The sequence below is a fragment of the Paenibacillus sp. Mc5Re-14 genome (assembly GCF_001049835.1).
In the GTDB taxonomy this organism is placed as follows: Bacteria; Bacillota; Bacilli; order Paenibacillales; family Paenibacillaceae; genus Paenibacillus; species Paenibacillus polymyxa_C.
In genome coordinates this window covers 2531641-2556176 of record NZ_CVPD01000001.1, presented here as the reverse complement: position 1 = coordinate 2556176, position 24536 = coordinate 2531641, and the positions used below count along the sequence as shown (strand labels likewise).

Annotated in this window: 23 protein-coding genes; 6 read left to right on the top strand and 17 right to left on the bottom strand. The window is 43.1% G+C overall.

The genetic code is table 11. The features are described 5' to 3' along the window. Positions 1-35 precede the first annotated feature (35 nt). A complete protein-coding gene (locus BN1546_RS27300; protein WP_025679340.1) occupies positions 36-404 on the bottom strand; it encodes a hypothetical protein in 369 nt (122 codons plus the stop codon). Positions 405-474: 70 nt separating this feature from the next. Further along, positions 475-1101 carry a hypothetical protein gene (locus BN1546_RS11615; protein WP_090737556.1) on the bottom strand — a complete coding sequence of 209 codons (627 nt, stop codon included), beginning with the start codon at positions 1099-1101 and terminating at the stop codon, positions 475-477. A 326-nt stretch (positions 1102-1427) separates the two neighbouring features. Between BN1546_RS11615 and BN1546_RS11610 the strand changes: the two genes are divergently transcribed. Continuing rightward, positions 1428-1850 (top strand): tetratricopeptide repeat protein, encoded by a 423-nt coding sequence (locus tag BN1546_RS11610; protein ID WP_090737553.1) that lies wholly within the window; start codon positions 1428-1430, stop codon positions 1848-1850. A 795-nt stretch (positions 1851-2645) separates the two neighbouring features. On the opposite strand, the gene BN1546_RS11605 is transcribed toward BN1546_RS11610, so the two are convergent. Next, positions 2646-3488: a helix-turn-helix transcriptional regulator gene (locus tag BN1546_RS11605; RefSeq protein WP_090737552.1), complete on the bottom strand. Its 843-nt coding sequence runs from the start codon at positions 3486-3488 to the stop codon at positions 2646-2648. 142 nt (positions 3489-3630) lie between these two features. On the opposite strand from BN1546_RS11605, the gene BN1546_RS11600 reads away from it, so the two are divergent. Both BN1546_RS11600 and BN1546_RS11595 read left to right on the top strand, forming a co-directional pair. Then, positions 3631-4233, top strand: coding sequence for an isochorismatase family protein (locus tag BN1546_RS11600; protein ID WP_090737550.1), 603 nt, complete (start codon positions 3631-3633; stop codon positions 4231-4233). A 242-nt stretch (positions 4234-4475) separates the two neighbouring features. Next, complete coding sequence (locus tag BN1546_RS11595) at positions 4476-5132, top strand: hypothetical protein (RefSeq protein WP_090737548.1); 657 nt, start codon at positions 4476-4478, stop codon at positions 5130-5132. 640 nt (positions 5133-5772) lie between these two features. Here the strand turns inward: BN1546_RS11595 and BN1546_RS11590 are convergent. The 4 genes from BN1546_RS11590 to BN1546_RS11575 all read right to left on the bottom strand — a co-directional run bounded on the left by BN1546_RS11590 (position 5773) and on the right by BN1546_RS11575 (position 11831). Continuing rightward, on the bottom strand, positions 5773-6735 hold the full coding sequence (locus BN1546_RS11590) for a TIR domain-containing protein (RefSeq protein ID WP_044786740.1): 963 nt from the start codon (positions 6733-6735) through the stop codon (positions 5773-5775). Between the two features lie 21 nt (positions 6736-6756). Continuing rightward, complete coding sequence (locus BN1546_RS27295; protein ID WP_176702330.1) at positions 6757-9948, bottom strand: sacsin N-terminal ATP-binding-like domain-containing protein; 3192 nt, start codon at positions 9946-9948, stop codon at positions 6757-6759. 390 nt (positions 9949-10338) lie between these two features. Beyond that, entirely contained in the window at positions 10339-10818 is a 480-nt protein-coding gene (gene rlmH, locus BN1546_RS11580) for a 23S rRNA (pseudouridine(1915)-N(3))-methyltransferase RlmH (protein ID WP_013312768.1), read from the bottom strand. 179 nt (positions 10819-10997) lie between these two features. Continuing rightward, entirely contained in the window at positions 10998-11831 is an 834-nt protein-coding gene (locus tag BN1546_RS11575; RefSeq protein ID WP_090737546.1) for a DNA-binding protein, read from the bottom strand. A gap of 177 nt (positions 11832-12008) precedes the next feature. Between BN1546_RS11575 and BN1546_RS11570 the strand changes: the two genes are divergently transcribed. Then, positions 12009-12353, top strand: coding sequence for a helix-turn-helix domain-containing protein (locus BN1546_RS11570; protein ID WP_090737544.1), 345 nt, complete (start codon positions 12009-12011; stop codon positions 12351-12353). Between the two features lie 79 nt (positions 12354-12432). Here BN1546_RS11570 and BN1546_RS11565 read toward each other — a convergent pair whose 3' ends face one another. The 4 genes from BN1546_RS11565 to BN1546_RS11550 form a co-directional block, all read right to left on the bottom strand. Further along, positions 12433-12921 (bottom strand): DinB family protein, encoded by a 489-nt coding sequence (locus BN1546_RS11565; RefSeq protein WP_090737542.1) that lies wholly within the window; start codon positions 12919-12921, stop codon positions 12433-12435. Between the two features lie 27 nt (positions 12922-12948). Further along, on the bottom strand, positions 12949-13890 hold the full coding sequence (locus BN1546_RS11560) for a helix-turn-helix domain-containing protein (RefSeq protein ID WP_090737540.1): 942 nt from the start codon (positions 13888-13890) through the stop codon (positions 12949-12951). 82 nt (positions 13891-13972) lie between these two features. Then, positions 13973-14140 (bottom strand): CxxH/CxxC protein, encoded by a 168-nt coding sequence (locus BN1546_RS11555; protein ID WP_013373879.1) that lies wholly within the window; start codon positions 14138-14140, stop codon positions 13973-13975. A 104-nt stretch (positions 14141-14244) separates the two neighbouring features. After that, positions 14245-15009 (bottom strand): class I SAM-dependent methyltransferase, encoded by a 765-nt coding sequence (locus tag BN1546_RS11550; RefSeq protein ID WP_090737538.1) that lies wholly within the window; start codon positions 15007-15009, stop codon positions 14245-14247. 212 nt (positions 15010-15221) lie between these two features. On the opposite strand from BN1546_RS11550, the gene BN1546_RS11545 reads away from it, so the two are divergent. After that, positions 15222-16943, top strand: a complete 1722-nt coding sequence (locus BN1546_RS11545; protein ID WP_090737536.1) for a cellulase family glycosylhydrolase — start codon at positions 15222-15224, stop codon at positions 16941-16943. An 86-nt stretch (positions 16944-17029) separates the two neighbouring features. Here BN1546_RS11545 and BN1546_RS11540 read toward each other — a convergent pair whose 3' ends face one another. Continuing rightward, entirely contained in the window at positions 17030-18265 is a 1236-nt protein-coding gene (locus tag BN1546_RS11540) for a S1C family serine protease (RefSeq protein ID WP_013373882.1), read from the bottom strand. Positions 18266-18768: 503 nt separating this feature from the next. On the opposite strand from BN1546_RS11540, the gene BN1546_RS11535 reads away from it, so the two are divergent. Continuing rightward, positions 18769-18975, top strand: a complete 207-nt coding sequence (locus tag BN1546_RS11535) for a hypothetical protein (protein ID WP_013373883.1) — start codon at positions 18769-18771, stop codon at positions 18973-18975. On the opposite strand, the gene BN1546_RS11530 is transcribed toward BN1546_RS11535, so the two are convergent. The 5 genes from BN1546_RS11530 to yycF are packed head-to-tail and all read right to left on the bottom strand — an operon-like array spanning position 18944 to position 24434. After that, complete coding sequence (locus BN1546_RS11530) at positions 18944-19750, bottom strand: MBL fold metallo-hydrolase (protein ID WP_090737534.1); 807 nt, start codon at positions 19748-19750, stop codon at positions 18944-18946. The genes BN1546_RS11535 and BN1546_RS11530 overlap by 32 nt on opposite strands. Positions 19751-19756: 6 nt before the next feature. Next, positions 19757-20521: a two-component system regulatory protein YycI gene (yycI, locus tag BN1546_RS11525; RefSeq protein ID WP_013373885.1), complete on the bottom strand. Its 765-nt coding sequence runs from the start codon at positions 20519-20521 to the stop codon at positions 19757-19759. Positions 20522-20539: 18 nt separating this feature from the next. Then, the gene (locus BN1546_RS11520; protein ID WP_013373886.1) at positions 20540-21880 is read right to left on the bottom strand and encodes a YycH family regulatory protein; all 1341 of its coding nucleotides are present in this window, start codon (positions 21878-21880) and stop codon (positions 20540-20542) included. Then, positions 21877-23706 (bottom strand): cell wall metabolism sensor histidine kinase WalK, encoded by a 1830-nt coding sequence (gene walK, locus BN1546_RS11515; protein WP_013373887.1) that lies wholly within the window; start codon positions 23704-23706, stop codon positions 21877-21879. Before walK ends, BN1546_RS11520 begins: the two co-directional genes overlap by 4 nt. After that, entirely contained in the window at positions 23703-24434 is a 732-nt protein-coding gene (gene yycF, locus BN1546_RS11510; protein ID WP_090737532.1) for a response regulator YycF, read from the bottom strand. The genes walK and yycF overlap by 4 nt, the downstream gene beginning before the upstream one ends. Positions 24435-24536 lie beyond the last annotated feature (102 nt).

The window sequence follows — 24536 nt, the reverse complement described above, 5'->3', positions numbered from 1 at the left end:
CAGGTTCCTCAGCGACTACCTCTGTAGGTCCCAGTCTACTTTTTCTCTTCTTGTAAGGTGGCTGCCCCGCCTATTAAACAGGGAATCTCAATATCATCAATGTCCATCATCTTATCTTTCTCTGCATCATAATATTCCCCGAATAAAAACAATGACTCATTTTTCCTATTCAATAAATAGGGGATAATTTTTTCACAAAATTCTGTAACACTTTTAAACATACACTCTGGAGCAATCCCCGATTCATCGATAACCAACAATTCCTTGTGTTCAATACGAGTAGGGTTGCGATTTAAATGATACAGTTGAAAAGAAGTACCCTCACGATACGCTTTATAAATTGGAACTTCTATGGTTTCGATGAAATCTCCATCCGTATAATTCAAAGTAAACTTTACGGTCATCTCTATTCTCCTTTCAACAAACCTCATCATTGTTATAGTCGTCGCTGCTTTTCAACTTCTTGGACTCAGCTTATCGAAGATTTCGTGATTCATAAAAACGATCTATCATTTGCTTTATTTTCATCGGAGTTCTCAACGAAACTTGCTTCCCATCTTCATCAAAGGTCAAATGCCCCTTAAATGCTTCTGGCATATCCTGATATTGTTTCTCGACTTGTTGATATACCTTTTCAAAACAGGAATACCCGTATTTTTTAATTAGAAGAGGAAACCCGAAAGCAGACCTTAGAAACTCATATTCATAGTAGTTATAAGGAGTAGTCTCCGGCCTCTTTATCAAGATCTTAAGAAAATGGGCCGTGACCTTTTCGATCTCTTCTTCTGGCGCATACTGTACTAATCCATGGATCGCGAGCAGCCTCATATCCAAATATCGTTCTTTTTTATAGGCTTTCTGAAAGAAATCCTTCAGTTCCAAATGTCTGCACCGGATTAAACCATACAGAATCTTATTTCGTAGGGCAATATTCTTCATTTTAAAATACAGTTGCTCTATCAAACCTACTTCATCTGTTGTTAAAAATTCATAGGCTACATCACTTATTGCGCAGATAAACTTAGGATCATTTTCGCGAAGAGGGGCATTCTTTAGGTACTTAATCGATTCCTTGTGAAGCTGTTGATTATCATTTGGCATCTCTATCATCCTTTCTTCTAAACCATATTAAGCCAATGCCACGCATGGCCCCTTTGAAAATAGTACTCACATAAACTAGAACGCGCTTTCAATCTATGAATAGGCTTAAAAATTTGGTAGAATCTTCATATGATTGCCTGAAGTCAAAGACTGTGTCGAGCGCATTGGCTTCATATTCCCGCCTGATCATGGAGAAGAATTTACAGATCATATCATTTGGGCGATAGGCTATTTATCGGCAATACTGGACGCCACCATTTTTGATGAAAGCCAACAAAAGATCATTGTCTAAAATTCCTTAATCCAATAGAACAGGAGAGATCACTTTGCAGCTCTCAGATTCCACTTATTCCGCAATTAGGGCTCTATGTAAACAAGGCGATGACTTAGTGAAGGCAGGCGATCTTGATGCCGCCAAGCAAAATTATATTGCCGCCCTCCGTTTATTGCCTGAAAATCATCAAGAATGGGAGGCCGCTACTTGGATATATGTAGCTATTGGGGATGTCCACTATCGTATGAAGAATTACGATAAGGCCTTCAAGTGCTTTTTTAATGCCGTACAGTGTCCGAAGGGGTTGGGTAATCCGTATATTCACCTTCGGCTGGGGCAATTATATTATGAACAGGAAAACTTTGAAAAGGCGGTTGACGAGTTAACCCGGGCTTACATGGGCGCCGGTATTGAGATTTTTATGGAAGACGACCCAAAATATCTTGAGTTTTTGGAGACAAACATAGAGATTTGAAATTTCAGGCTACGCAAGAGCTGATTACGGTATTTTTATATTTTTTTACCTTCAAACCATTCCATAATATTATTTTCGAATTCAACGGCGAAATCAAAAAAACTCACTCTCCATCGCTTTGGTAAAATTTTGCAGGTGCACGAATAGACATCCTGTATGCCATCCGGTGCAGACCTGTTGTATGAAAGTTCTGGTTAGCTATCGTATCCATTATTCTTCTGAACGGAGTTTCGCCCTATCGTTCTCTGGCTCTTTGCAAGGCGCTGTCAACAGCGGCTGGCGTCATTTCTAACGATCTCTACAATCTGTTTGGAGTCATGAATAAAAGGATAGTTAAGGCTGGTCAATGTGCCCTAACTGTCTTTTTACTAACTAAACCAAACTGTTACTGAAAATCCACCAACTAAGTATGTTATGTTCGTTTTTATTAAGGTTGGCGGAGGCGTGGGGAGTCGACCCCCTGTCCGAAGATTAGGTCCCAAGTTTCACATTATTTGTGATACGGTTCACCGTATCGGGTCTAACGGCAAATAAAAAGGGTCTCTTTACAGTGTCTCGCTTAAACAACCACTTTAGAGCAATCCTGTGAGTCATTAATCCGAACGATGAGACGACCGTTACGTTTGGCTAGGTCCATGCGCTGACGATTTTAGCCATATCCCCAACTCACCCACTTGAATTTTTTTACAAATTGGAATCATACTAACATCACGATGTTCGTTCATTATTCCATCCCGCTAAAGAAAGGTCACCTGCCAAAATGGAATAACTTCAACGGACGTGGCAAATGCTGAATTATCGATTAACCGCAGAAAGAAGTTTTCTCATTCTTTCAATTGTTGGGGTATCCAAAGGAATATTAACTGTAACCTGGAGGTCAACGGAGTCCATAGCCTGGAAGGAAAGATGACCAAAACGAAGGGAACCGACAACAGGATGATTAAGCAGCTTTTCACCTTCCGGCACATTTATAACTTGATGCAACGGCCACCATTCCTGGAACTCCTTACTTTGCTGGTGCAGGTCCTCAATAAACTCTCTCCACCAAGGATCCCCGACTGTATTTGCATAGTTGGCCCGAAACTGGGCTAACCGATGTTTGGCGTTCGCTTCCCAACTGTCACCCAGCATCCGCTTCGCATTATTCGTAGTGAATAGGCGCCATATCGAATTTCTGTCTCTTGCCGACATTGCTTCGTAATCTCCAAAGACAAGAATCGCGGCCTGGTTCCAGGCTACGACATCCCACCTTGAATTTACCACAAAGGCAGGGCTTTCCCCCTGTCTGTCCAAAAAATCCTGCAGTAGACGGCTTACCTTGTTCTGTGGCGCTTGATTACTCGGGGGTAAGTGTCCTGCAGCGAGCAAGAAGAGATGTTTTCGCTCAATGTCGTTCATTCGCAGCGCACGGGACAAGCTATCAAGCACCTGGATGGATACCTGAATGTCTCTACCCTGCTCCAGCCATGTATACCAATCCACACTGATACCAGCGAGTATGGCAACCTCTGCCCTTCTAAGACCAGGTGTCCGCCGTCTTTCACCGGAAGGCAAACCTACCTGCTCCGGAGTCAGACGGGCCCGTCGGGTACGGAGAAATTCAGCTAATTCTCCGGTCTTTTCGCGTTCCTCCTGCATTTCATCTCATCCCTCCAGTATTTCTTTTTATTCTGGGAGTAACGCTCCTAGGTTAATTCCCTCTCTCGTTATTCTATATCATCGATTATATACTGACGTAGTCATCATTTTATTACAAGATAAGGTTAGGAGGAGATTCTATATGAATCAACTAAATTGCAATCATTTGAAGGGTGAGGAACGAGCACCGTTATTAGATTGGAACAAGACTTCTCTGGTCGTCATTGACCTCCAAAAATGGATTAGCAGTCAGTATGCTCCTTATTCTGCCGAGATGGTCATTGCAAATTCAGCTAAGCTGGCCAATCTTTTTCGTAACAAGGGGGCTTTTGTGAATCTTGTACACGTATCCAGTAAAGACTTCAAGGATATACCTTCTCCCAAGCTCGATACCACGGTACCTAGACTGAACCTGATAGAGGGCTGGGATGAATTTGTTCCCGAGCTCGGAGTGACCGAGACAGACCATATCATCTCCAAAAAACAATGGGGGGCTTTCCATGGAACAGACCTTGATCTGCAGCTGCGCCGCCGAAATATTGATACGATCGTTTTATGCGGTATATCCTCAGGTATCGGAGTCGATACAACCGCAAGAGAGGCATTCCAGCACGGCTATCAACTTATTTTTGCAATTGACGCCATGACTGGGTTCACCAAGGCCGAACATGAGCATGTACGGAACGTTATTTTTCCGAGGATTGGCCGGATTCGCACAACGGAAGAGATCCTAGAAGGGATTTAGGTTCGTTTTAAAGGAAACCTGATTGTGTCTAGAATCAAAAAATGCTTTTAAAAATATGGTTGGCTATGGTAGCCATATTTTCTGCCATTTAGAAAAATGAACCTCATTATGTTAACATGTAAGGAAGTACTTCGATGGACGTCTTGCTGATCCATGAGAAATACGGCAGGCATAGGGATTAAAGGGCTCGTACACGAATTCGGTCTTCATATAGCGCAAATGCATCTTAAGGGGAATTTCTTATGTCCAAATTCAGTTCAGTAATGAACTTAATAAAAGAAAAGCCTGGTATGTATTTAGGAAAGAAAAGCTTTACTATGTTATATGGATTTATTACTGGTTTTTCATATGCAGAGGAAGATAATAAACTTGAAGATCATTCAACATTATTTCCTTTACCTTTTTGGTTTTTTCATGAGTTTGTGAAGGTTAAGTTAGGTTATTATGAGTCCACATCTGGGTGGTATAACATGATTTTCGAGAAGAACAATTATGATGAAGATTTCAGCGTTGATGTATTTTTTCAACTTTATGATGAATTTAATAATCTAAAAATACAAAGCTGTATAAGCGCCATACTCTCGGAGGAAAATAAGCATTTCCATATTCACGACCCATCCACACCTAAACGGTTGACTGGCTCTGATGAAAACGGAAATCCATTATATGAACCTTATTTTTCTGACCCGGAACAAATATTTTTAATAAAGATGTCAAATGGTCTTGGCTACCTACGAGTGATTACCACTAAAAAAACATGCTTTCTGGTATTTAAGTTTAGTAATCATGAAAAGGAGTCTACCGAATACTTCCATAGATTTTTTGGAGAGAATTTAAGTTGGAAGAAAGATGAATGGAAGAATGAATTGTTAAACAATAAAGAATTAACTTGGACTTAGGATTTGCCTCGCTACCCAAAAAGATCACAAAAAGGCGAAAGGACCACTCACGTGGCCGACCTTTCGCCTCTTCTGTTTCGTCTAAGAGTTCCGCCCTACTTATGATACGGTTCACCTTACACGCTATAACGGCTAAATTTTTGATGCTCCTTTGCCTTCGATGAGACTGCCGCAACAGCCCTTGACTCGAAACATCTGCGGGAAGTGTCATTGGTGTCCTTTGACCTTCTGCCATTTGACGCAATTGTCGCCACTGACGCTTTTTTAGGTTGGAAATTAAATTGGCGGTTCATCTGAACCCTCCAAAAGATTAGTTATTTGGTTGGTATCTATCAGAACTCTATATCAACACTTCTGGTTCTCTGGTTGTAAAGCTCGTTGATATTCTCATCACTATTCAGCGACCATAAATGTGACCCTATCCTTTAATAGTCGGATAGGGTCACAGTATTTTCAGGCTAATTAAATTCATTCACTAAAACTTTATTCATCCATAGCAGAGCGAAGAGCCGGTTTAATTATCACATTTGATATTTCCATTTCCATTGTTTTCAATCCATATGAATTATCAGCAACCATGAACAAACGTATCAACTTACCCATTTATTTTCTTCGTAGCCCAAAATATATTATTTTCATTCTATGAAAGTAGAATAGATAATATATCCGAAAACTCATTTTGATTAATTTCAGTAAAGTCTTTTCCTAAACTTTTCTTGAAAATTTCAATTAGTTCTGAAATATTTGTCGAAATAGTGTTTATCTGTTTAATTTCATCAACTAATCCTTGTTTAAGAGCTAAATCGCTTATTTCTGAATTCAGTTTATTTACTTTTCCTTTTTCAGTTTCCCAATATTTTAAATACTCGAAGCGATTTAGTGAATATACATCTGCTTTTACCTGTTTTGGTTTTTTGTCTTTAGGATAAAAATTTTCATCTGTTTCAGATAAAATAATTGTCAATAGCTTATCATTAAATGCTCTATTCCGCATTAATTCTGAAACTTCATACATACATCCTTGAGATTTTAAATAACTATCTGATATTATAGATACCATGAAATCGTGAGATGAAACCGTCTGCATGAATTTTTGAATATCACTCTTATATTCTAACGTTCTTTTATCCCTTGTAATAGCCAATCTACCTTTTCCAAAAAAGTTAAGCCTTTCTTCTACTAAATCAGCAATGCAAGTATCATTGTGCGAATACGATAGAAACACTTTTTTTATATTAAGCTCTGCAACGTTCCTATTATGGTCAAGTGTGTAAGGTGTGTCACTAAACACTACCACATTTTCACACTTTTCGACATTAATACATTTAAGCGCTGCAGTTTCGTGTGGCAAATCAAAAAGTGTTAAATTAACGTTAACGCTAAGTTTCGCTTTTATCGAATCAATATCTACGTTAAATTTGTATCCTTTAACCCTTAGTTTTCTTCCATCATCTTGCACACCAAAAACAATTAATCCTCCACCACAATTTGAAAGCGCAGAGATTAATCTTCCAATAGTTTCATCAGGTGTAACAGGATATACACAATAAATATTATCACGATTATTATTTGCTATTAGGCTTAATACTTCATTTGGTGTCAAGACGGTAGCCCCCACTTTCTATTATTTTGGATTAAGATTTTTAAGCGGTATGACTGAAATTCCCGTTGTTTTAATAATGTCACCCAATGTAATCATGCGTGTATTTCCATCGTTATTGTCAGTCCAAAGTTCATAATTGGTATCGTCCATTGCAGCAACTTCTTGCTCATAGAAGAAAATAATTTTATCGTCATCGCTCGGCCTTACAACAATACGAATATCAGTACCATTTTTCTTTGCCCAAAAAACGGTTTTTGAATAGCTTGTATTTTTCCACTCTTCCAATTTTTCAGACATGACATATCTTCCAGTTTCTTTCAAGTAGTAAAAAACCTTTTCTATAGCACGATTCATTATTTTTTCATAATATTCACGTGAAAACCTATTGTTTTTTGAACTGTGTAGGAATTTCTTGGAAATATCCTCTATGGACATACCACTTGGCAGTTCGCCTAATTGAGAATCAGTAATTTCTCCTTCTCCTAATAACACATTTAAAACTTGCAACAACTCATCTTCAGTATTAATCCCAATTTGTGCAAGTTGTTCTTTTGAAATACTAATTATTTCTGCTGATTGCACATTGCTTGTAGCTTGTTTTAATAGTTCTTCTAACTCTTGGAAACTTTTTACACCATGTTTAGATAGCAACTGCTCATACTTCTCAGCCTTTTGCATGTTGTCGGAAATTATGTCATCATTATAAAACCAATATAAATTGCTGTACAGAATTTTAAAAGCATTTCTAATTGTTTTATCCTCTGTGCTCTTTAAGTATGAAAAGAAATTTTGAAAAACCAATCTCTCTTGATCATTATCTTCACCAAGCTTATTCTTGTGATTTTCAATATAATTTGTTATTGCATCTGCTAATGGGTAAAGATTGGTTGCTGTGTTTTCAGGTAACGGAAAATATATACTACTCATAAGCAATTTTATTCTGATGTCTACCCCAGTAAAGAAGTAAGCATCTTTCACCATTTCATGAATCTCTCCCGAATCGAGCTGTAGCTCAGTGCTTCTTTTAAACGAGCCATTTTGGTTAGGAAGAATAAGATACTTGTCTGCCAAATGTTTATAATCATTTTTTTCTAAAAATAACACAAATTGATTTATAAAAGAAATCGCACCATCTGCGTTGTTCAAAAAGTGTTCGTCAGCAAAAACATCTAAAGTTTTACTTTTCTGTATATCAACACACAACTTTATAACCCAATAATTTAGTGCCTGTTCAAAAATGGGTTTCGAATACCTTTTAGAAGCAACAATCTCCCATGTAGTATTGTTATAAAACTTTTTAGCGATGTTCAAAAAGTCATCTTGTTTCGGCCTTTCATTTGTTTGTATGCATAGTATTCTTTGAAAGAAATCTCCACGATTTTGATGTTCGTTTTGTAAACACCGTGTGGTTTCAGAAAACAGTTCCGAATATCCATACTCTGTTACTTCAATATGCTTTGCAATTTCTGTTGCGACCATTTTATGAAGTAATTTATCTTTAACGTCTATATCTAATAATAATGAAACCCCCTTGTATGTATCATCAATTTCCTTGTCAAAATAAACTCTATTCCAGCAGCAGAACTTACCGTTTTGATTGAGAAAAACCTCAGATTGTTCTATTATTTTTTTACAGCTCTCATCTTCACTTGTTAAGAGTAATTTGTAGAACTCATTTAACCAAACAAATACATCTTGTTCGTTTAATTTATTTCTTAAAGAAGATACGTTTTCAGAACTTTCAATTGCCTGCACTATGTTGTCTATGCCCATGTTTTTACATTCATCCCAGAGCGAACAACACCAAGCATCTAACTCTTCTTGCTTCGGAAGAAGTTCAGGAAATAAAGCATTTGATAACGACCAAAGTTTAAACATTTCCTCTTTATTCTCTCGATTTTTAGGAATCAAAACAACAGGTTTATCCCCTAACTCAAACAATGGTTTTTTGTCGCCAGTATTTGTTGTAATTAAGTTTAAGTATTTTATTTCTACTTTTATAGGTTCAAGTATTTTATTATCGAACCATTCTGCATTCAGCCAAGTTTTATGAGGCTGCTCTTTTATTTTTACAATGTTATAAACACCTTTATAATTATTTTCCACAAAAAAACTCAATGCAGTTTTATAAAGTTTGACAGCAGTTTCTAATGCCCCTTTATTGTCTTTAATAAATTGCTTTTCTTCGGCTCTGCTCTCCAATTCAATTCCATCACGAGGTTCTGTAGGTTCAAAATATGGATTGTTGATAACTACTGGAAAAGAAAAATCACTTGTTCCAAGTAACGGAAAATCACAAAATAGTTTGGGTAAATTTTCATTTAATTGTTGAATGTTTGCTTTTTCGCCAATGTCTATCAGTTCGACCGCAATTGATAAGTTTGTTAACGCTTCATCTTTTAAAGCAAAAATATACCTTGGATTCTTTCTTTTAGTATCACACACAGCAATAACCTGTGCATTTCTCAAATTAACATCAACATTATAACCACGAGAAAGCACCTGCTTATAATTGCCTTTCACAGTATTAGCTTGAATAGTAATTGATTCTATCTCTGGGACAAAAGCAAAAACATATGCAATTGACGCAACAAGATTATTTAAGCCTGCTTTTGCTGTCTTAATTCCAAGAACGTCTAACTCATATGTAAAACAAGTATTAAAATCACTTTCATTTATTTCTTTTGTAATTTTTACTGCATTTTTGTTAAGTTGCTCACAGCTATCTTCGATTGACTTGATGATTTTTGTCTGATTATCGCTTGAGCGGTCAATATCAATACTAAATTGGTGTACAGGCTCATCTTCATCGCACAAATACCCAGTTACATTTACTTTTTTTGAAAGTAAATGAGTTGTTAGAAACCCTGTTCCAAACTTTCCTGTTATTTTCTTTTCTTTCCTATCAAGTTCATTTCGTTCTTTTGTAGAAACTTGTTCAATAAGAAAAACAATATTTTTTGTCAGGAATAACTTTCCATTATGCTTAAACTCTATAATTTTTCTGTATTCATCAAAATTAACAAGAATATCAACTTTTCCAGTGCAGTTAACTACATCTTTTGCATTCTGAATAAGCTCCCAAATCCAACGATAAGAAGTATCTTCATTATTACTATTTTCTAACTTTTTGAGCTGATCAATAATTTTGTTTGCAGCTTGTGTTGTTTGCGCCTGATTACGCAATTCATCAACTTTATCTTTAAAACTCATACAGCTAACCTCCTTTAATATAATCTGTAATTTAACGATTACGAAGAACTATTTATAAAGACATTGAAAAACCGTAACTACTTAGATACCCTTAGAAGGCGAAGCTATCGCGAAAGGCAGCGGCAAGGGAAGTCAAGACAGGATATTACTGCTTGTGAAGGGTTGAACGTGGGTCTTGAATCTCGCTTATTACATCTTCTAAATGCGCCAACAGATTCATTTCTTATAAAACTGGATAATTCAACGAAAATGAGACATGTACTACTATTTTACTACACGTCATGTAAATCTTCGACATTAAAAGTTCTTTTAATAGGGCTGAACAATAAAACCCCATAATAAGTTAACCTACTAATCAAAACTGTTCTACATCATCTTTAAATTTAGCCGTCATTTATGATACGGTTCGCCCCGATTAATCTTCACCGCCCGATAAATCTGTTCCACCAATACCAATCGCATCAGCTGATGTGGCAAGGTCATTCTTCCGAAGCTCAGCTTTTGCTGGGCGCGGCGGAGAACTTCGTCAGAGAGTCCATGGCTTCCGCCAATGACGAAGACAACATGGCTTGTACCGTAGGTGCCGAGCTTGTCCAGTTCCTCTGCAAGTTCTTCCGAGCTCCAGAGTTTGCCGTCGATGGCGAGAACAATGACGTGTGCTTCACTTTTCACATGAGCAAGGATACGCTCACCCTCTCGCTCCTTGACCTGTCGGACTTCCGCCTCGCTCAGTGTATCAGGAGCCTTTTCATCTGCTACCTCGATCATTTGGAACTTGATGTATGGCCCTAGCCGTTTAGCGTATTCCTGAATGCCCATGACCAAATACTTCTCTTTTAACTTCCCCACACCTATAAGCTGAATAAACAAATTCCATACCCCTATCTATGTCGAATGATAATGTAAAATCGTATTTACGATCATTAACTTAAAAACATACCTGTAACATAGTTATTTTAGCATCTGAAACGTCTCTTACCTATCTATTTCCTCTCCGTTACAAGCCTATTCCCTGTTCAGATTATAGCGGATCATTCATTTAGGCCTCATCACAATGGAATGCTTTCAGTTCCGTATTCATCAAGACACCATATTAGCATCTGTTGATATTCGCTGATTTGCTCCGCTGTTGCTGATTCCCGTAATGATTCGAACAATGCCGTACATTTCTTGAAATTACGATCGTTACCTGACTGATCTGCTAGTTGCATCGCCCGCACAGTAAGTCCCACTGCATCCTGTAATCTGCCGCACTTCCGATAGTACAAAGCCAAGTGATAGCAGTAGCTATAATAGTAAGATATGTTCTCTGCGTCTTCATAACTCTCGAATTCATTAATCTGCTCTGCAAACGTATGTAAAATATCTGCCACATCCAAATGATACATAAGCGCTGCCTGTAATATGGTATTGAGCCCCGGTAATATTTCCTCTAGATTATCCTGCAAAAAGGCTACGTACTCCTCGATCAGCCCTATATTGCCAGACAAAATATCCACTGCATATAAATTAGTTTTGGCTAAAAACCTGAATTCCTCGACAACTTGATTGTCTTCTTCCTCTAAATCCTCCATCCACCCTAGCTCAGCATACTTATAGATGCACTCCCTTGCCTGCTCATATGCACCCTGATTCTGGTGAGCCATTCCGCACATCAGGTGACTGAGCCCAAAATAATATACCAACGGACGTTCTAGATTCACATGCGGGATGGGTAATTTCATTGCTTTATGATACTGCCGTTCTTCGTAGATACGCTGGACACGGCTATATAAAATGCCAGATGTAGTCTTTACCTGAGTCCAGCTTTCGAAGGAATAAGCCATTTTTAACAGTTGTACGATCACATCTGGTTTGAGTGATTTAAGAATGTCCTCCTGCAAAAATATTACCTCCTCTAGTATATCCTCTTTATCGATTTAGAGTTGCCAACCACTCGTGAGGAGTGACTAAACAGACTAATTATACTACTTAAAAAGCGCAATATAAACCATTTTTACTATATATTTTGACCTGACTTTTACACTTCATCTTCCATAAGCTTGTTATGAGGTGGTAATATGGCTGAATTACGCAAGCAAATCGGTACAAGAATCCGGGCTATTCGAAATGCAAAGGGACTTACACAGCAAAAGCTAGCTGACATTGCAAGCTTGGACTATAGATATATTGGTGCATTAGAAAGAGGAGAAAGAAACTTTTCGATTGATACCTTGGAGAAGGTGTTAACCGCCTTAAACGTGTCTATCAGTGAATTGATGTTTTCCGAAGAACATATGACTACAGACGAAATGATTCGGCAAGAGGCCATAGATGAGTTTGTTGCGTTGACCAGCAGATTGAATGAAGAACAAGTTGGGATTCTCAGACGTGTTAGTAAGGAAATTTCTCGCGCGTTCGACTAATTCATTCCACCCTGAAAAGCCTTAAATAAAACCAAAAAAGAGCACCGCATAGGTGCCCTCATAAATCTCCATAAAAAACTCAAGCATACAACATAAAAAAGCTCACTTCATGCCCCAGTTGCTTCAAATAATTATAGATCTGGGAACGATGATGGAACACATGGGTCACAGTCTCAATCTGCCATTGAACCTGTAGATGTCCATGCTCCATATAAAAGGCCTTCGTTGAACGATTCAGATAATCTTCTTCGCTAAGCGAAAGAATGTAAGCCTTATATACCTCAAAATTCTCCCTGAAAGCCGTAGCCAAGCGCTCGGGATCTTCCACCCCAGACAGGCTATTTTCAATGCTTCCCACTTCTGCCTCGGACTTCTCCTGCATAATCGCAAGATCCGAAGCTGGAATAAGCACAAAGTGGTGCACTAACTCCAGCAGCGAGCGGAAATTGTCCTGTGGGCGAAAGCTCCAATCCTCTGGACGTATTTTACGAATCAAGGCTTCCCCCGTCCGTACTCCAGTCTCCAGCTCATTCAGCAGATGATCACGAACTTGCAGCGTTCCACTCATATCCTCATCTCTCCTTTGCATTCTTCTTCATATTTTGAGTATAGCCGAAGCCTCTGGGTGTGTATTGTAAAAATCGGACAACTTCCGAAAGTCTTTAGCCGCAGTAAGCGGGGAAGCTCCATAAAATCTGCGAAAATCACGGATTAGATGCGCTTGGTCAAAAAAGCTGTGCTTTAATGCCAGCTCCATCGCATCGACATAACCACCATTCTGAATACTGTGCAGAACGCTCTGGAAACGGACTACTTCACTGAACTTTTTGGGGCTGACCCCGATCCATTGCCCAAATTTGCGGTTGAGCTGTCTTTCACTGATCGCCTCACGCGCGGCCAGCTCCTTAATCCCCACACTTCCGCCGCTCACAAAGATGCGATGCAGCAGGTTTTTCATCAGGTCACAATCGTCTGTCCTACGGCGCAGTAGAAGCTGGTTGAGATACTGATCCATTAGGCGCACCCGTTCATTAAAGTCTCGTGCCTCCAAAATACGCTCACCTATGATCTCAATATTCTCGGGCCATATGTCTTCCAAGCGGTAATTACCGCCTGTAAACAAATGAGTCGGCATGCCATGAAAATAATGTGCTCCAACGGGGAAAAATCGCACCGCAAAAATACGTGTCCCGGACCCTGCTTGTCTGGTAGACACGAACGGATTCGTAAATGTCCCGCAGTATGAGAGTTCCTGACGTTTACTCACCGGGTCGTATTCTAATAGAATATCCGTACAACCATCAGGTAATACCCGGTCCACTGCCTCTTCTTCCTCCAGCCAGCCTAATGAAGCTTCGTCTCTATCCGATACTACCATATTCCGTTCAGAAACTTTTCTAGTAGCCGGACCAGACTCCCAATAGCAGGCTACGTAAGCTCTCAGCGCAGCAGACGGCTTTTGTTCAATATAATATGTATAGGGGTCACTTCCATTGACCTGAAGCGGACGAAACAGTGAATGCAGCAAAGGGTCCATCCAACGTTCACTCCTGTCTCAGAATGTGATGGGGATATATACAAAAAGGACGTTTCTGCCCGAAACGCCCGTGCTTGTTTTTTTAGACGACCAAAAACTCTGCTTTTTTCTCACATTCCTTGCACTTCACTGGAGGGTCCCAATCCGAAAATTTCGTTTCTTTGAGATCGACGACATCCGGTGCATCCTCGTATTCATCGACGAACATATCAATTGCCAGTTCCACATGCTCTTTACATACCACGTACATTCCGTTGCATCCCTTTCCGTTTGAAGCTCTTCCTGTTGTAGGTGTGTCAAAACCGCCTTCCTTTGTTCTACCACACTTGACGCGGAAAGGAAAGGGCTTGCCCACTATCCCTGACGTTTGGTCTTAAAAATGAGAAAATTACTGACGTTCAGGTCTTCACGGAAATGGGGATATTTCTCCAGCATATCAGCAGACGGCTTCGGTTCGATCATCCCCTCTAACAACAAACCCGACTCCACAATGGCCTGTACATAGCTGCCCAGCGTACGGTGAAAATACAAAAGCTTTTCCTCCTGATCATAAGGAATCGCTTGCTCCAAAGGGCCTTCGTTGAAATATTGATCCACTTTCCAATACAGCTTTTTCCCTGCCTCATCCTTCACCCATCCACTCTGCGGCGTCAGGAAACATGGATGTAAAATAGAAAAAATAAAGCTGCCCCCTGGAACTAATAACCGCCGCATTTCGGCAATCGCCCGCTCATAATGAGCCAAGTCCTGAATGACCATATTCGAAACGATCAGATCAAAACTCTGGTCTTCGAACATCTCCAGCCTTTCCAGATTGCCGTGGTGATATGTAATTCCCATCGCTGATGGTGTTCGCTCTTTGGCTAGCCTCAGCATCTCTGTCGAGTAATCGACAGCCTCCACCAAAGCACCCGCCCTGGCCATTTTCCGGCTTAGATAACCTTCGCCACAGCCGGCATCCAGCACCTTTTTGCCTGCGATCAGTCCCATACACTCTTGCAAAGCAGGATTTAGCAGCACTTCACGAGACCGATCCCCTTCTTCAGTGTACTTAGCAGTAAAATTTTCCGCATGCATATTCCAGCGTCGAATGGCCTCTTCGGTGTTCCACTTATTCATATTCATCTCCTTCTTTCCTTTGTATTTGAAGATTTTGTAGGGTCATAGATTCTACACTCATTTCTGTATTTTTTCAAAAAAACGCTTACAATTGTAAAATAACTAATTCACACATGATTTTTACATGAATTATACAGGTATTCCATATTAAAATAATATGATAGTGTTTAATGGAAAGCGCTTTCAAAAATAACTTTGTAAAGGGGCCTGTTATGTTAAAACGAAGACCCATTTCATTGCTGTCGTTGACGCTTGCCATTATCTTATTGTTAACCTCGTTCGCATCCGTTGCCGCTGCTGTTGAAACGGACGGACAAGCACAGCCAGCCGCTGCCACCGGCAATATGCAGTCATATGTGGAAGCCATGCAGCCCGGATGGAATTTAGGAAATTCGCTGGATGCTGTCGGGGCGGACGAAACAGCCTGGGGCAATCCGCGCATTACCCAAGCTTTGATCCAGCAAATTGCTGCCCAAGGGTACAAAAGTATTCGCATTCCCGTCACCTGGGATAAGCACATTGGAGCCGCACCAAACTATACGGTTGAGTCTGCCTACATGAACCGTGTGGAAGAGGTCGTTCGCTGGGCACTGGATGCCAATCTGTATGTCATGATTAATGTCCATCATGATTCATGGACGTGGGTAAGCAGTATGGAACCCAAGCATGATGAAGTGTTAGCTCGCTATAACGCATTATGGACACAAATTGCCGACCGCTTTAAAGACCAGTCTCACAAGCTGATGTTCGAAAGTATTAACGAGCCCCGGTTTTCTGAAGGGGGAACCACGGATGAAGCGAAAATGAATCAGATGCTTCATGAGCTAAATGTATCCTTCCACAAAATCGTTCGCGCCTCCGGTGGTAAGAATGCCACTCGTCCTCTTGTTCTATCCGGTCTGGATGCTCCACCTGCCCAAGCCAAGATTATCCAGCTTTACAACACAATTACTGGGCTGAACGATCCCAATCTGATTGCGACCGTTCACTATTATGGCTTTTGGCCTTTCAGTGTAAACATTGCCGGGAATACAACATTTGATAAAGTTGCCCAAGATGATATTATTCAAACGTTTGATAATGTCTATAACACCTTTGTAGCCAAGGGAATTCCGGTTATTGTCGGTGAATATGGCTTGCTCGGTTTCGATAAGCATACAGGTGTTATTGAACAGGGCGAAAAGCTGAAATTCTTCGAGTTTTTGACCTATTATATGAAAGAGAAGAAAGTAACAGGTATGCTCTGGGATAACGGCCAGCACCTGAACCGGACAACGTACAAGTGGTCTGATCCTGAACTCTTTAATGTTATTAAGGCCAGCCTGAAAGGACGTTCCTCCAATGCAGCTAGTGATCTCATTCATTTGAAAAAGGGCTCTCCTGTTCAGGAAACCAAGGTCACTCTAAACCTGAACGGCAACCAGTTAAAATCACTCCATGCCAACAGCAAGCAACTGAAACAGGGGACCGACTACACGCTGAGTGGAGACACATTAACCTTCAAAGCCAGCTTGCTCACCAGCCTAATAACTTCCGGTAAATATGGTGAGAATGCCATAATGACCGCCAAGTTTAATAAGGGGGCGGATTGGAATTTTAGAGTCGTTGTGTATGATACACCAAAATTAAGTGCTGTCGAAGGGACTACTCAAGCCTTTACCATTCCAACAGACTTCCGTGGTAGCCAGCTTGCGACGATGGAAGCCGTGTATACGAATGGTGGCAATGCCGGTCCACAGGATTGGACACCTTATAAAGAATTTGGCAATACTTTTGCCCCTGCCTATGATACCCATGGCATCAAGCTGCTGCCTGAATTCTTCAACAGTGTGAAAGATGGCGAAGTCACGTTGAAGTTCCACTTCTGGAGCGGAGATGTGGTGACATACAAAATCACCAAGAGCGGAACCCGTGTGACGGGCGTGACGTCTTAATCTAAGGCACAGCAGAAATCGAAAAAAGGCGTTCCCGGAAATAAGCCGGAGAGCGCCTTCTTTATAGTTAAGCCTATCATTCAACCTTAGCCTTCCGGCTTATCTGTTAATTTTAACGTCACCGACTCTTCCTTGCCTGCCCGGTAAAAGGTAACTTTCAGCTCATCGCCAATCTTCTTGTTATCGTACAGGTAGCGACGCAAATCAAGCGTAGAGTTAATCGGTTCGCCATCAAACGCCGTAATGACATCGTTCAGCTTCAAGCCGCCCTCCTTGGCAGGACCATGGGCCTCCAGAACAACGGCCCCATCTTTCACACTGTCAGGCAGCTTGAGTTCCTTGCGCTGAGTTTCATCCAGCGGTGCATATTCATTATTAAGATCCACCGTGTACACCCCCAGATAAGGGCGGGTGATCTTGCCGTCCTCAACCAGTTCATTCACCGTCTTCATTACTTCATTGGCGGGAATGGCAAAGCCCAATCCTTCCACACCTGTATCGGCGATTTTCATCGTATTGATGCCAATCACGCGTCCGTCCAGATCGACCAGCGCTCCACCGCTGTTTCCTTCATTAATCGCTGCATCGGTCTGAATCACATGCTGCTCCCAGTCATATACACCATCCTGATTGATGGAAATCGGAATAATTCGATTCGTATAGCTCACAATGCCAGAGGTCAGCGTGTCTCCCAATCCGAGTGGATTGCCAATCGCAATGACCGTCTCGCCCAGACGAAGTTTGCTGGAGTCCCCGATATCCGCTACTGTGCTAATGCCTTTATCATCAACGGCCAGTACAGCGATATCACTAATGCGATCCTTTCCGACCAGCTTCGCTTCTTTTCTGACACCGTCTACGGTTACAATATCCAGATCATCCGATCCCTCGATGACATGGTTGTTCGTCATAATAAAGGCTTTGCCTGAGCTCACACGGAAAATGACGCCCGATCCAAGCGCTGATTGTTCCGTACTGTTACCGTCTTCCCCTTTTAGGTTTACGATGCTGACGACAGCTGGGCGTATCTTGGCTGCCGCTTGCACAATCCGGTCATACGGATCGCCCGCTGCTTGCCGCAAGGGATAATGACTTGCTCCGGTTACTGCTGTAGTGGAGGGAAGACCTGTAATAAAGCTGAACAGCAGCACGGCAACCACTGCACTAACCGCACCGCTGATGACAGCAGCCTGCACCGGACTTACCCGGCGATTCCTGTGCGGCCAACGTCCCCGTCCTCCGCGACGTGCTTTAAATGCTGTTTTTTTAGCGGCACGTGTGGACACCTTCGTTGAATAAAAATCATCTTCAAACAAGCCCATGCTAATCCTCTCCCCTTCGTTGTCATGCACCGACACTCACTAAAAAATTAGGGCTATTCGGGCTTGCGCCAACCTATGCTACAGAGAACCTGCTCCGTTGAACATCACAAATGGATTGAATATCCCCCACCATCGGAATTCAGCAACTAATCGTTTCGGTCTACTTATTAATCACCACAAATAGCACTTTCCTAAGCAACCAAATCTCATAAATTAGCATACACGCCAAATTTGACCCCGAATAGAGGGAAAAAGAGGAATGATTTCCAAACCAATGGACTACAATAGTAACAAGTCTTCTATTCTATTACAAAATGATCGTCTCATAGAGACGTTCTGGCTTGTTCCCGTCCGCTTAAAGCAGCCTATACTTTCGATGAGAGCCTTCCTTCAGAAAGCTTTCTGTTGTTAGCTTTATTGTATCACAGCACCTGGCAAAACCACAGGCAGAACCAAGCTTATTGCACGCCATTTTAAAAATATTTTTACAGGAGGAATATAAGATGAATTCTCATCGTTCCGCTATGGATGAAGTTCGCATGGCTGCCAAGCTTGCGGATTTAAAAGACGAGCACTACCGGAATACACTGGCACTAAGTACATTGATTGAACTACTGGTGGACAAAGGCATAGTGACCCGTGAAGAGGTCGAGCGCAAAGCCGCCGAGCTGGACAGCTTTATGGCTCACTTACCTTATCCCAAGGTGTAGGACGATCATAATACGTATCACACAATCGAAACTCACTATCCTTGTAAAAACAGCCGCGGTCTTCCATCGCATCGCGTACAGTCATCTTCGCAAGTTCCATCATATTGTGGTCGCGGCTCAAGTGTGCCAGATACGTTCGCTTTGTCCGTCCGGTCAACAGCTCGCTAAGAATCGCTCCTGCCATCTCATTGGATAAATGGCCGATATCACTGAGAATACGGCGCTTGATGTTCCAAGGATAACGACCCATACGCAGCATTTCTACATCATGATTAGCCTCCAGCACCAATACATCTGCATCTGATATCGCTTGTTTTACCTTATCACTGACATAGCCGAGATCGGTTGCTACGCTAAGCTTCTCTGCCCCATCATAAAAGCTGTACCCTACGGGCTCAGCCGCATCATGGGAGATGCCAAAAGACTCTACACGCAATGACTCAAATTCCCTTGTCGCGCCTGTCTCCAATATTCTGCGGTTATCATCCGCGATTTGCCCAACAGCCTTGCTGATGGCAAACCATGTCTTCTCGTTAGCATATATAGGTAAATTATATTTACGCGCCATGGCGCCTAGTCCTTTAACATGATCGGAATGCTCATGTGTGACCAAAATACCATCCAACTCTTCTCCGCTCAGATCGCGTTCTTTCAGCAATTCGTCAATACGCTTTGCGCTGAGACCTGCATCGATGAGCAATGTCGTGTCTTCGTTCCGCACAACGGTAGCGTTGCCGGTCGAACCGCTCGACAGCACGGTAAAAGAAATCCCCATATCTGTTCAAGACCCTTCTGTATGTTCTGTCTTTGGACTAATGACATCTCCGTTCATCTGTACATAATACACACCTTTTCCGTTGTCCAGCATAAACCGCCACACCGGGGCAGCCACCTGGCTATCGGAGTTAAAGGTCTGCCCATAATATCCGAGCCGGATATCCTTCACTACGGAGTCACGCGGCAAATAGCCGTCGATCAACCTCGCCAAGGCTTTGGACGCAGGCAGCATTTTCTTTGCCTCATCCGAGGGCTGGAGCTCCACCTGAATTTTGCGATACCCTGTAATCTTCTGATTGCTGTAAAACAGAGCCAGCTTCACATTAAAGAGCGGCCACTTGCCCTGTACCAATGGATGCAGCACAAAAGCATCTGCCTGTCCGGATACGAGCTCCTCCTGAACATCCAGCGGATCATACTGATAGCTATCGATATCCTTGATTTGCGGCTCCAGTGCCTCCACTAGCGCATCATGAGTAAATACCAGCTTGCTGTCCACCGGTCTCAGCAGCTGCACAAGTTCATCTTTCTCTCCACTATGGACATAGGTGTAAGACAGCTTGGGCAGCTGCGGGGTATCTCCGGGAATCGGAGCCAACACCTGAATGCTTTTCTCTTCCATTAAACGCTGCGTGTTTTCATCCAGTGAAGTAAAATCCAGATTCGGCCCGGCCGTTTCCTGCGCATCATGCCACAGTTGATAACCCAATACCACATTGAGCAGCAAAAATGTACAGATCAGTACGTTTTTAGCGCGGCTCCAATCCATTCCCGTTCCCCCTTCCTATCATCGCTTTGTCTCTTGGTCTGATTTCGTTGGTGTTGTATTGGATGCTGTCGTTACAGGAACAGCATGAATCTCTGCCGCAGAACCATCGCTGAACGTAACACGCCACTCAGGGACAAGCTTCAATCCGTCATTGATCAGCTCCGGCTGATATACAGGAGTCAGATCCCTAATCGACTTGCCATCGCCTACCATTTGCAGTTGCTTCTCCAAGGCTTCGCCACCTGGCAGCAACACCTTTCTCGAGGATTGCTCCCCGCCCTTGAGATACAGCAACGAACGATCATAGACAGATGCCGTTTCCTGCTGGATTTGCAATGAAATCGTACCAAAGCGGAACGATGGCGTGTCCAGCACCGGATAAGCACCATAATACTGCTGGAACATCACACTTGTGCGATTTTCATCGCTGCTCCTCAATTTCATCTGATATGAAGCATCCCAACCGCCATGCTGATTTACAAAATCAACTGCGGCCAATACGTCCCTAATCGGACTGCTTCCATCTGCCCCTGGTGCACTGGGATCGGTATAGCTCATCCAACGTTGATCCTGCTTGATCTGTAGACTACGCTTGCTATCTGTATAAATTTGGGAACCATCTTTTTCCTGAATATTGCGCGTAATGCCTGGATCGAAAAATAAATTTCGCTGCATCTGTTCCGTCGTAAACAACCCGGCATATACCACAGGCTGTACAGTCTCCAGGTTATTCACGGGAATGTAGTACTGATTATTCACCAGCTTGTACAACGGAGCATTTTTCCCAAAATTCACATGCTGCCGAATGTCTTCTACCGTCATATCGAACTGGTTCGCCTCATACACCACATCGCCTCTGGCACTAAAAAAAAGCGCGTGCGGCTTGGCATTCTTTTCGTCGATATAGATCCAGATGCGGTTAATCGTCTCTCCCTGAAACACCGAATCCGGCGTCAGACGCATAACCCGTTCCAGTAATGAAACCGGAACTCCGCCTGAAAATGATAGTTCGATCCCCTCATTCTCACTGCGGATCCGTGCCCAGTCCGCTGATTGGATACTCCGACGTTGGAAATTGTTAAAACTTCGACTTTCCAGCCGTGTATAAATTAAATCGTAAAAAGTAACCCCCGGATAAAAAACGGTATGTTTCTTCTCACCTTGATGAATTAGCATCCTATCAGGGAATACAAGATTTTCAATCTTTTTCTCCTGCCCCATGCTTTCGGTTTTGACATAGTTCGTTTCTGAGGTGATTACAGAATCACTGCCCGGAAGACGGTAGATCAAAAAATAAGTCTGAACCAGGCTGGAAGCCACCAGCAAAACAAGCGTCCAGGACTTCAAACGTTCCTTCACTGTGCTTCCCTCCCTTCACCCGACATAGGCAGCGTAAAAGTCGTACAAGTTCCCTGACCATATTCGGACTCCAGGAAAATCTGGCCTCCATGGGCCTTTACAATTTCCCGGGCAATCGACAGCCCCAGTCCCGTGCCACCCATATTGCGCGATCTCGCCTTGTCCACACGATAAAACCGTTCAAAAATCCGGTCCAGATCTTTTTTGGGAATACCAATTCCAGTATCCTGCACCGAAATAGCCAGCATGCCCTCATTGTTGCGGCGAGCCTCGATCCGAATACTTCCACCTTCTGGCGTATATTTCAATGCATTGGACATCAGATTGTCCAGCACCTGATCAATCTGATCGCGGTCGATTACGACCTTGCCAATCCCCTGCTCTACGAACATGCCTGAGCGAATGTGATTTTCCTTCATCTGAAAAGAAAACCGATCCGCGACCTCGTCCAGCATCTCCATCACATCGGCAGGCTGCATCCGCAAAGGCGCTTCATTGGAATCGAGCCGCGACAGATGCAGCAAATCTGTAACCAACCGGATCATACGCTCCGTCTCATTGCGTATAACACCCACAAAACGTTCTGCGAGCTGCGGCTCAGCCATCGCGCCGTCATCCAGCGCTTCAGCGTAGCTGCGGATCGTCGTCAGCGGTGTGCGCAGCTCATGGGATACATTAGCGACAAATTCACGCCGCGTCGTCTCCATCTCCTCCTGCTCCGTCACATCCTGGAGCACGGCAATCGTACCCGTAATGCCAAATTCCCGCCGATGAATGGGCGTAAAGGTCACACGGATGACGATGGGTTCATCCTGACCGGCTGGCTCCAGCTGCAAGAGCGTAGAAGCGGACGAGCCGCTATACAGAGCCTCGGTTTCCTCCGGATCGATCCCTAGCAGTACCGCGATATGTCTGCCAGTCATTTCATTCTCGTTCACGCCCAGCATGGCGCTGGCCCGGCGATTGACCAGAATGACCCGGCCATGATCGTCGGTGGCGACCACACCGTCGCTCATATTGGTCAAGATGGAGGAGAGCTTTTCCTTCTCCTCCTCATTCTGCGACAGTGCCTCACGCAGACGTCCTGTCATATAGTTAAAGGCCACGCTCAGCCTACCGATTTCATCTTCGCCAAACACCGGCATCTGCTGGTCAAATTTGCCCTCAGCGACCTCTGTTGCATGACGTGTCATCACTTTGATCGGATGCGTAATCGTGTGGGCCAATACCACGCCCAGCACAGCCGTCAACGCGAGTGCAATCAGCATACCTGAGAGAAACACATTGTTAATGCGTTTCATCGTATCGTACAGCTCAGCCATCGAAGCAGCGATGTACACCGCACCGACGATTTTGCCTTGGCTGATGACAGGCTTGGCGACGACCTTCTTGCGGACGTTATCCTCGTCCACCATATATTCCTCGTTATCACGGATTCCTTGAAGTGCGCGGCTAACCACTGTCTGCGTATTTTTACGTCCGACATAGTCAGCGTGGGAGCCTTGAGAAGTAATCAGTACTTTGCCGCTGGCATCCAGCACCTGAATTTCCGCACCGCTGAAATCAAACAAGTTATTTACGCGTGCACGCAGACTTTCGACGCTATCTTCTTCCATTTTGCCATCACTGCCGCTCAGATCCTGCTCCGCCAGCACGGACAGCATCTCCGCCCGTGCTTGCAAATCCTGCGTAAAATTACTCGTCAAAGAGTTCTTCATCGAGCTGACAAAATAGACTCCAATCAACTGCATGGCCACCAAAATTAGCAGCACATAGATAATAATCAACTTGGCATGAATGGTGCGAAAGAAAGACAGCCATCTCATGCCCGCAGGCCACCTTTGCCCCCGTTAACAATATATCCGAGGCCACGGCGTGTCAGAATGGTCTCCGGCTTGCTCGGGTTTTCCTCAATCTTCTCGCGCAGCCGCCGGATCGTCACGTCTACCGTCCGCACATCCCCGTAGTATTCAAATCCCCATACTGCTTGAAGCAAATGCTCGCGAGTCATGACCTTGCCTGCATTTTTCGCCATATAATATAGAAGCTCATACTCGCGATGCGTCAGGTCAAGTGGAGTTCCGTTTTTATAGGCTGTATACATATCCGCATCAAAAAAGAGATCGCCTACGCGCAGCCCCTGCTTATCCTCCTGTGGGCGGCTTTCCGGCGTGCCCGCCACGCCACGTTGCTGTCTACGCATCTGTGCCTTCACCCTTGCCAGCAATTCCCGTGTGCTGAACGGCTTCGTCACATAATCGTCCGCGCCCAGCTCCAGCCCTAGCACTTTGTCGATTTCCCCGTCCTTGGCAGTCAGCATAATAATTGGCGTTTGAAGCTGATGTCCGCGCACCTCGCGGCATACGTCCATACCATCCATGCCCGGCAGCATCAGGTCCAGCAAAATCAGGTCTGGCTGTTGCTTAACCGCAATATCCACTGCACTGATTCCATCGAAGGCGCAAATGACCTCGTAGCCCTCTTTTTCCAAATTAAATTTCAAAATATCAGCGATAGGTTGTTCATCATCCACTACTAGAATCGTCCCCTGCATACAGCGATCACCTCTTCTCACGGATCATCATCTATCATTAACTTTCGTTTGTTAGCGCCCATAAGATGCTTATTCTATTCTATCATACCCATACGCTATTCC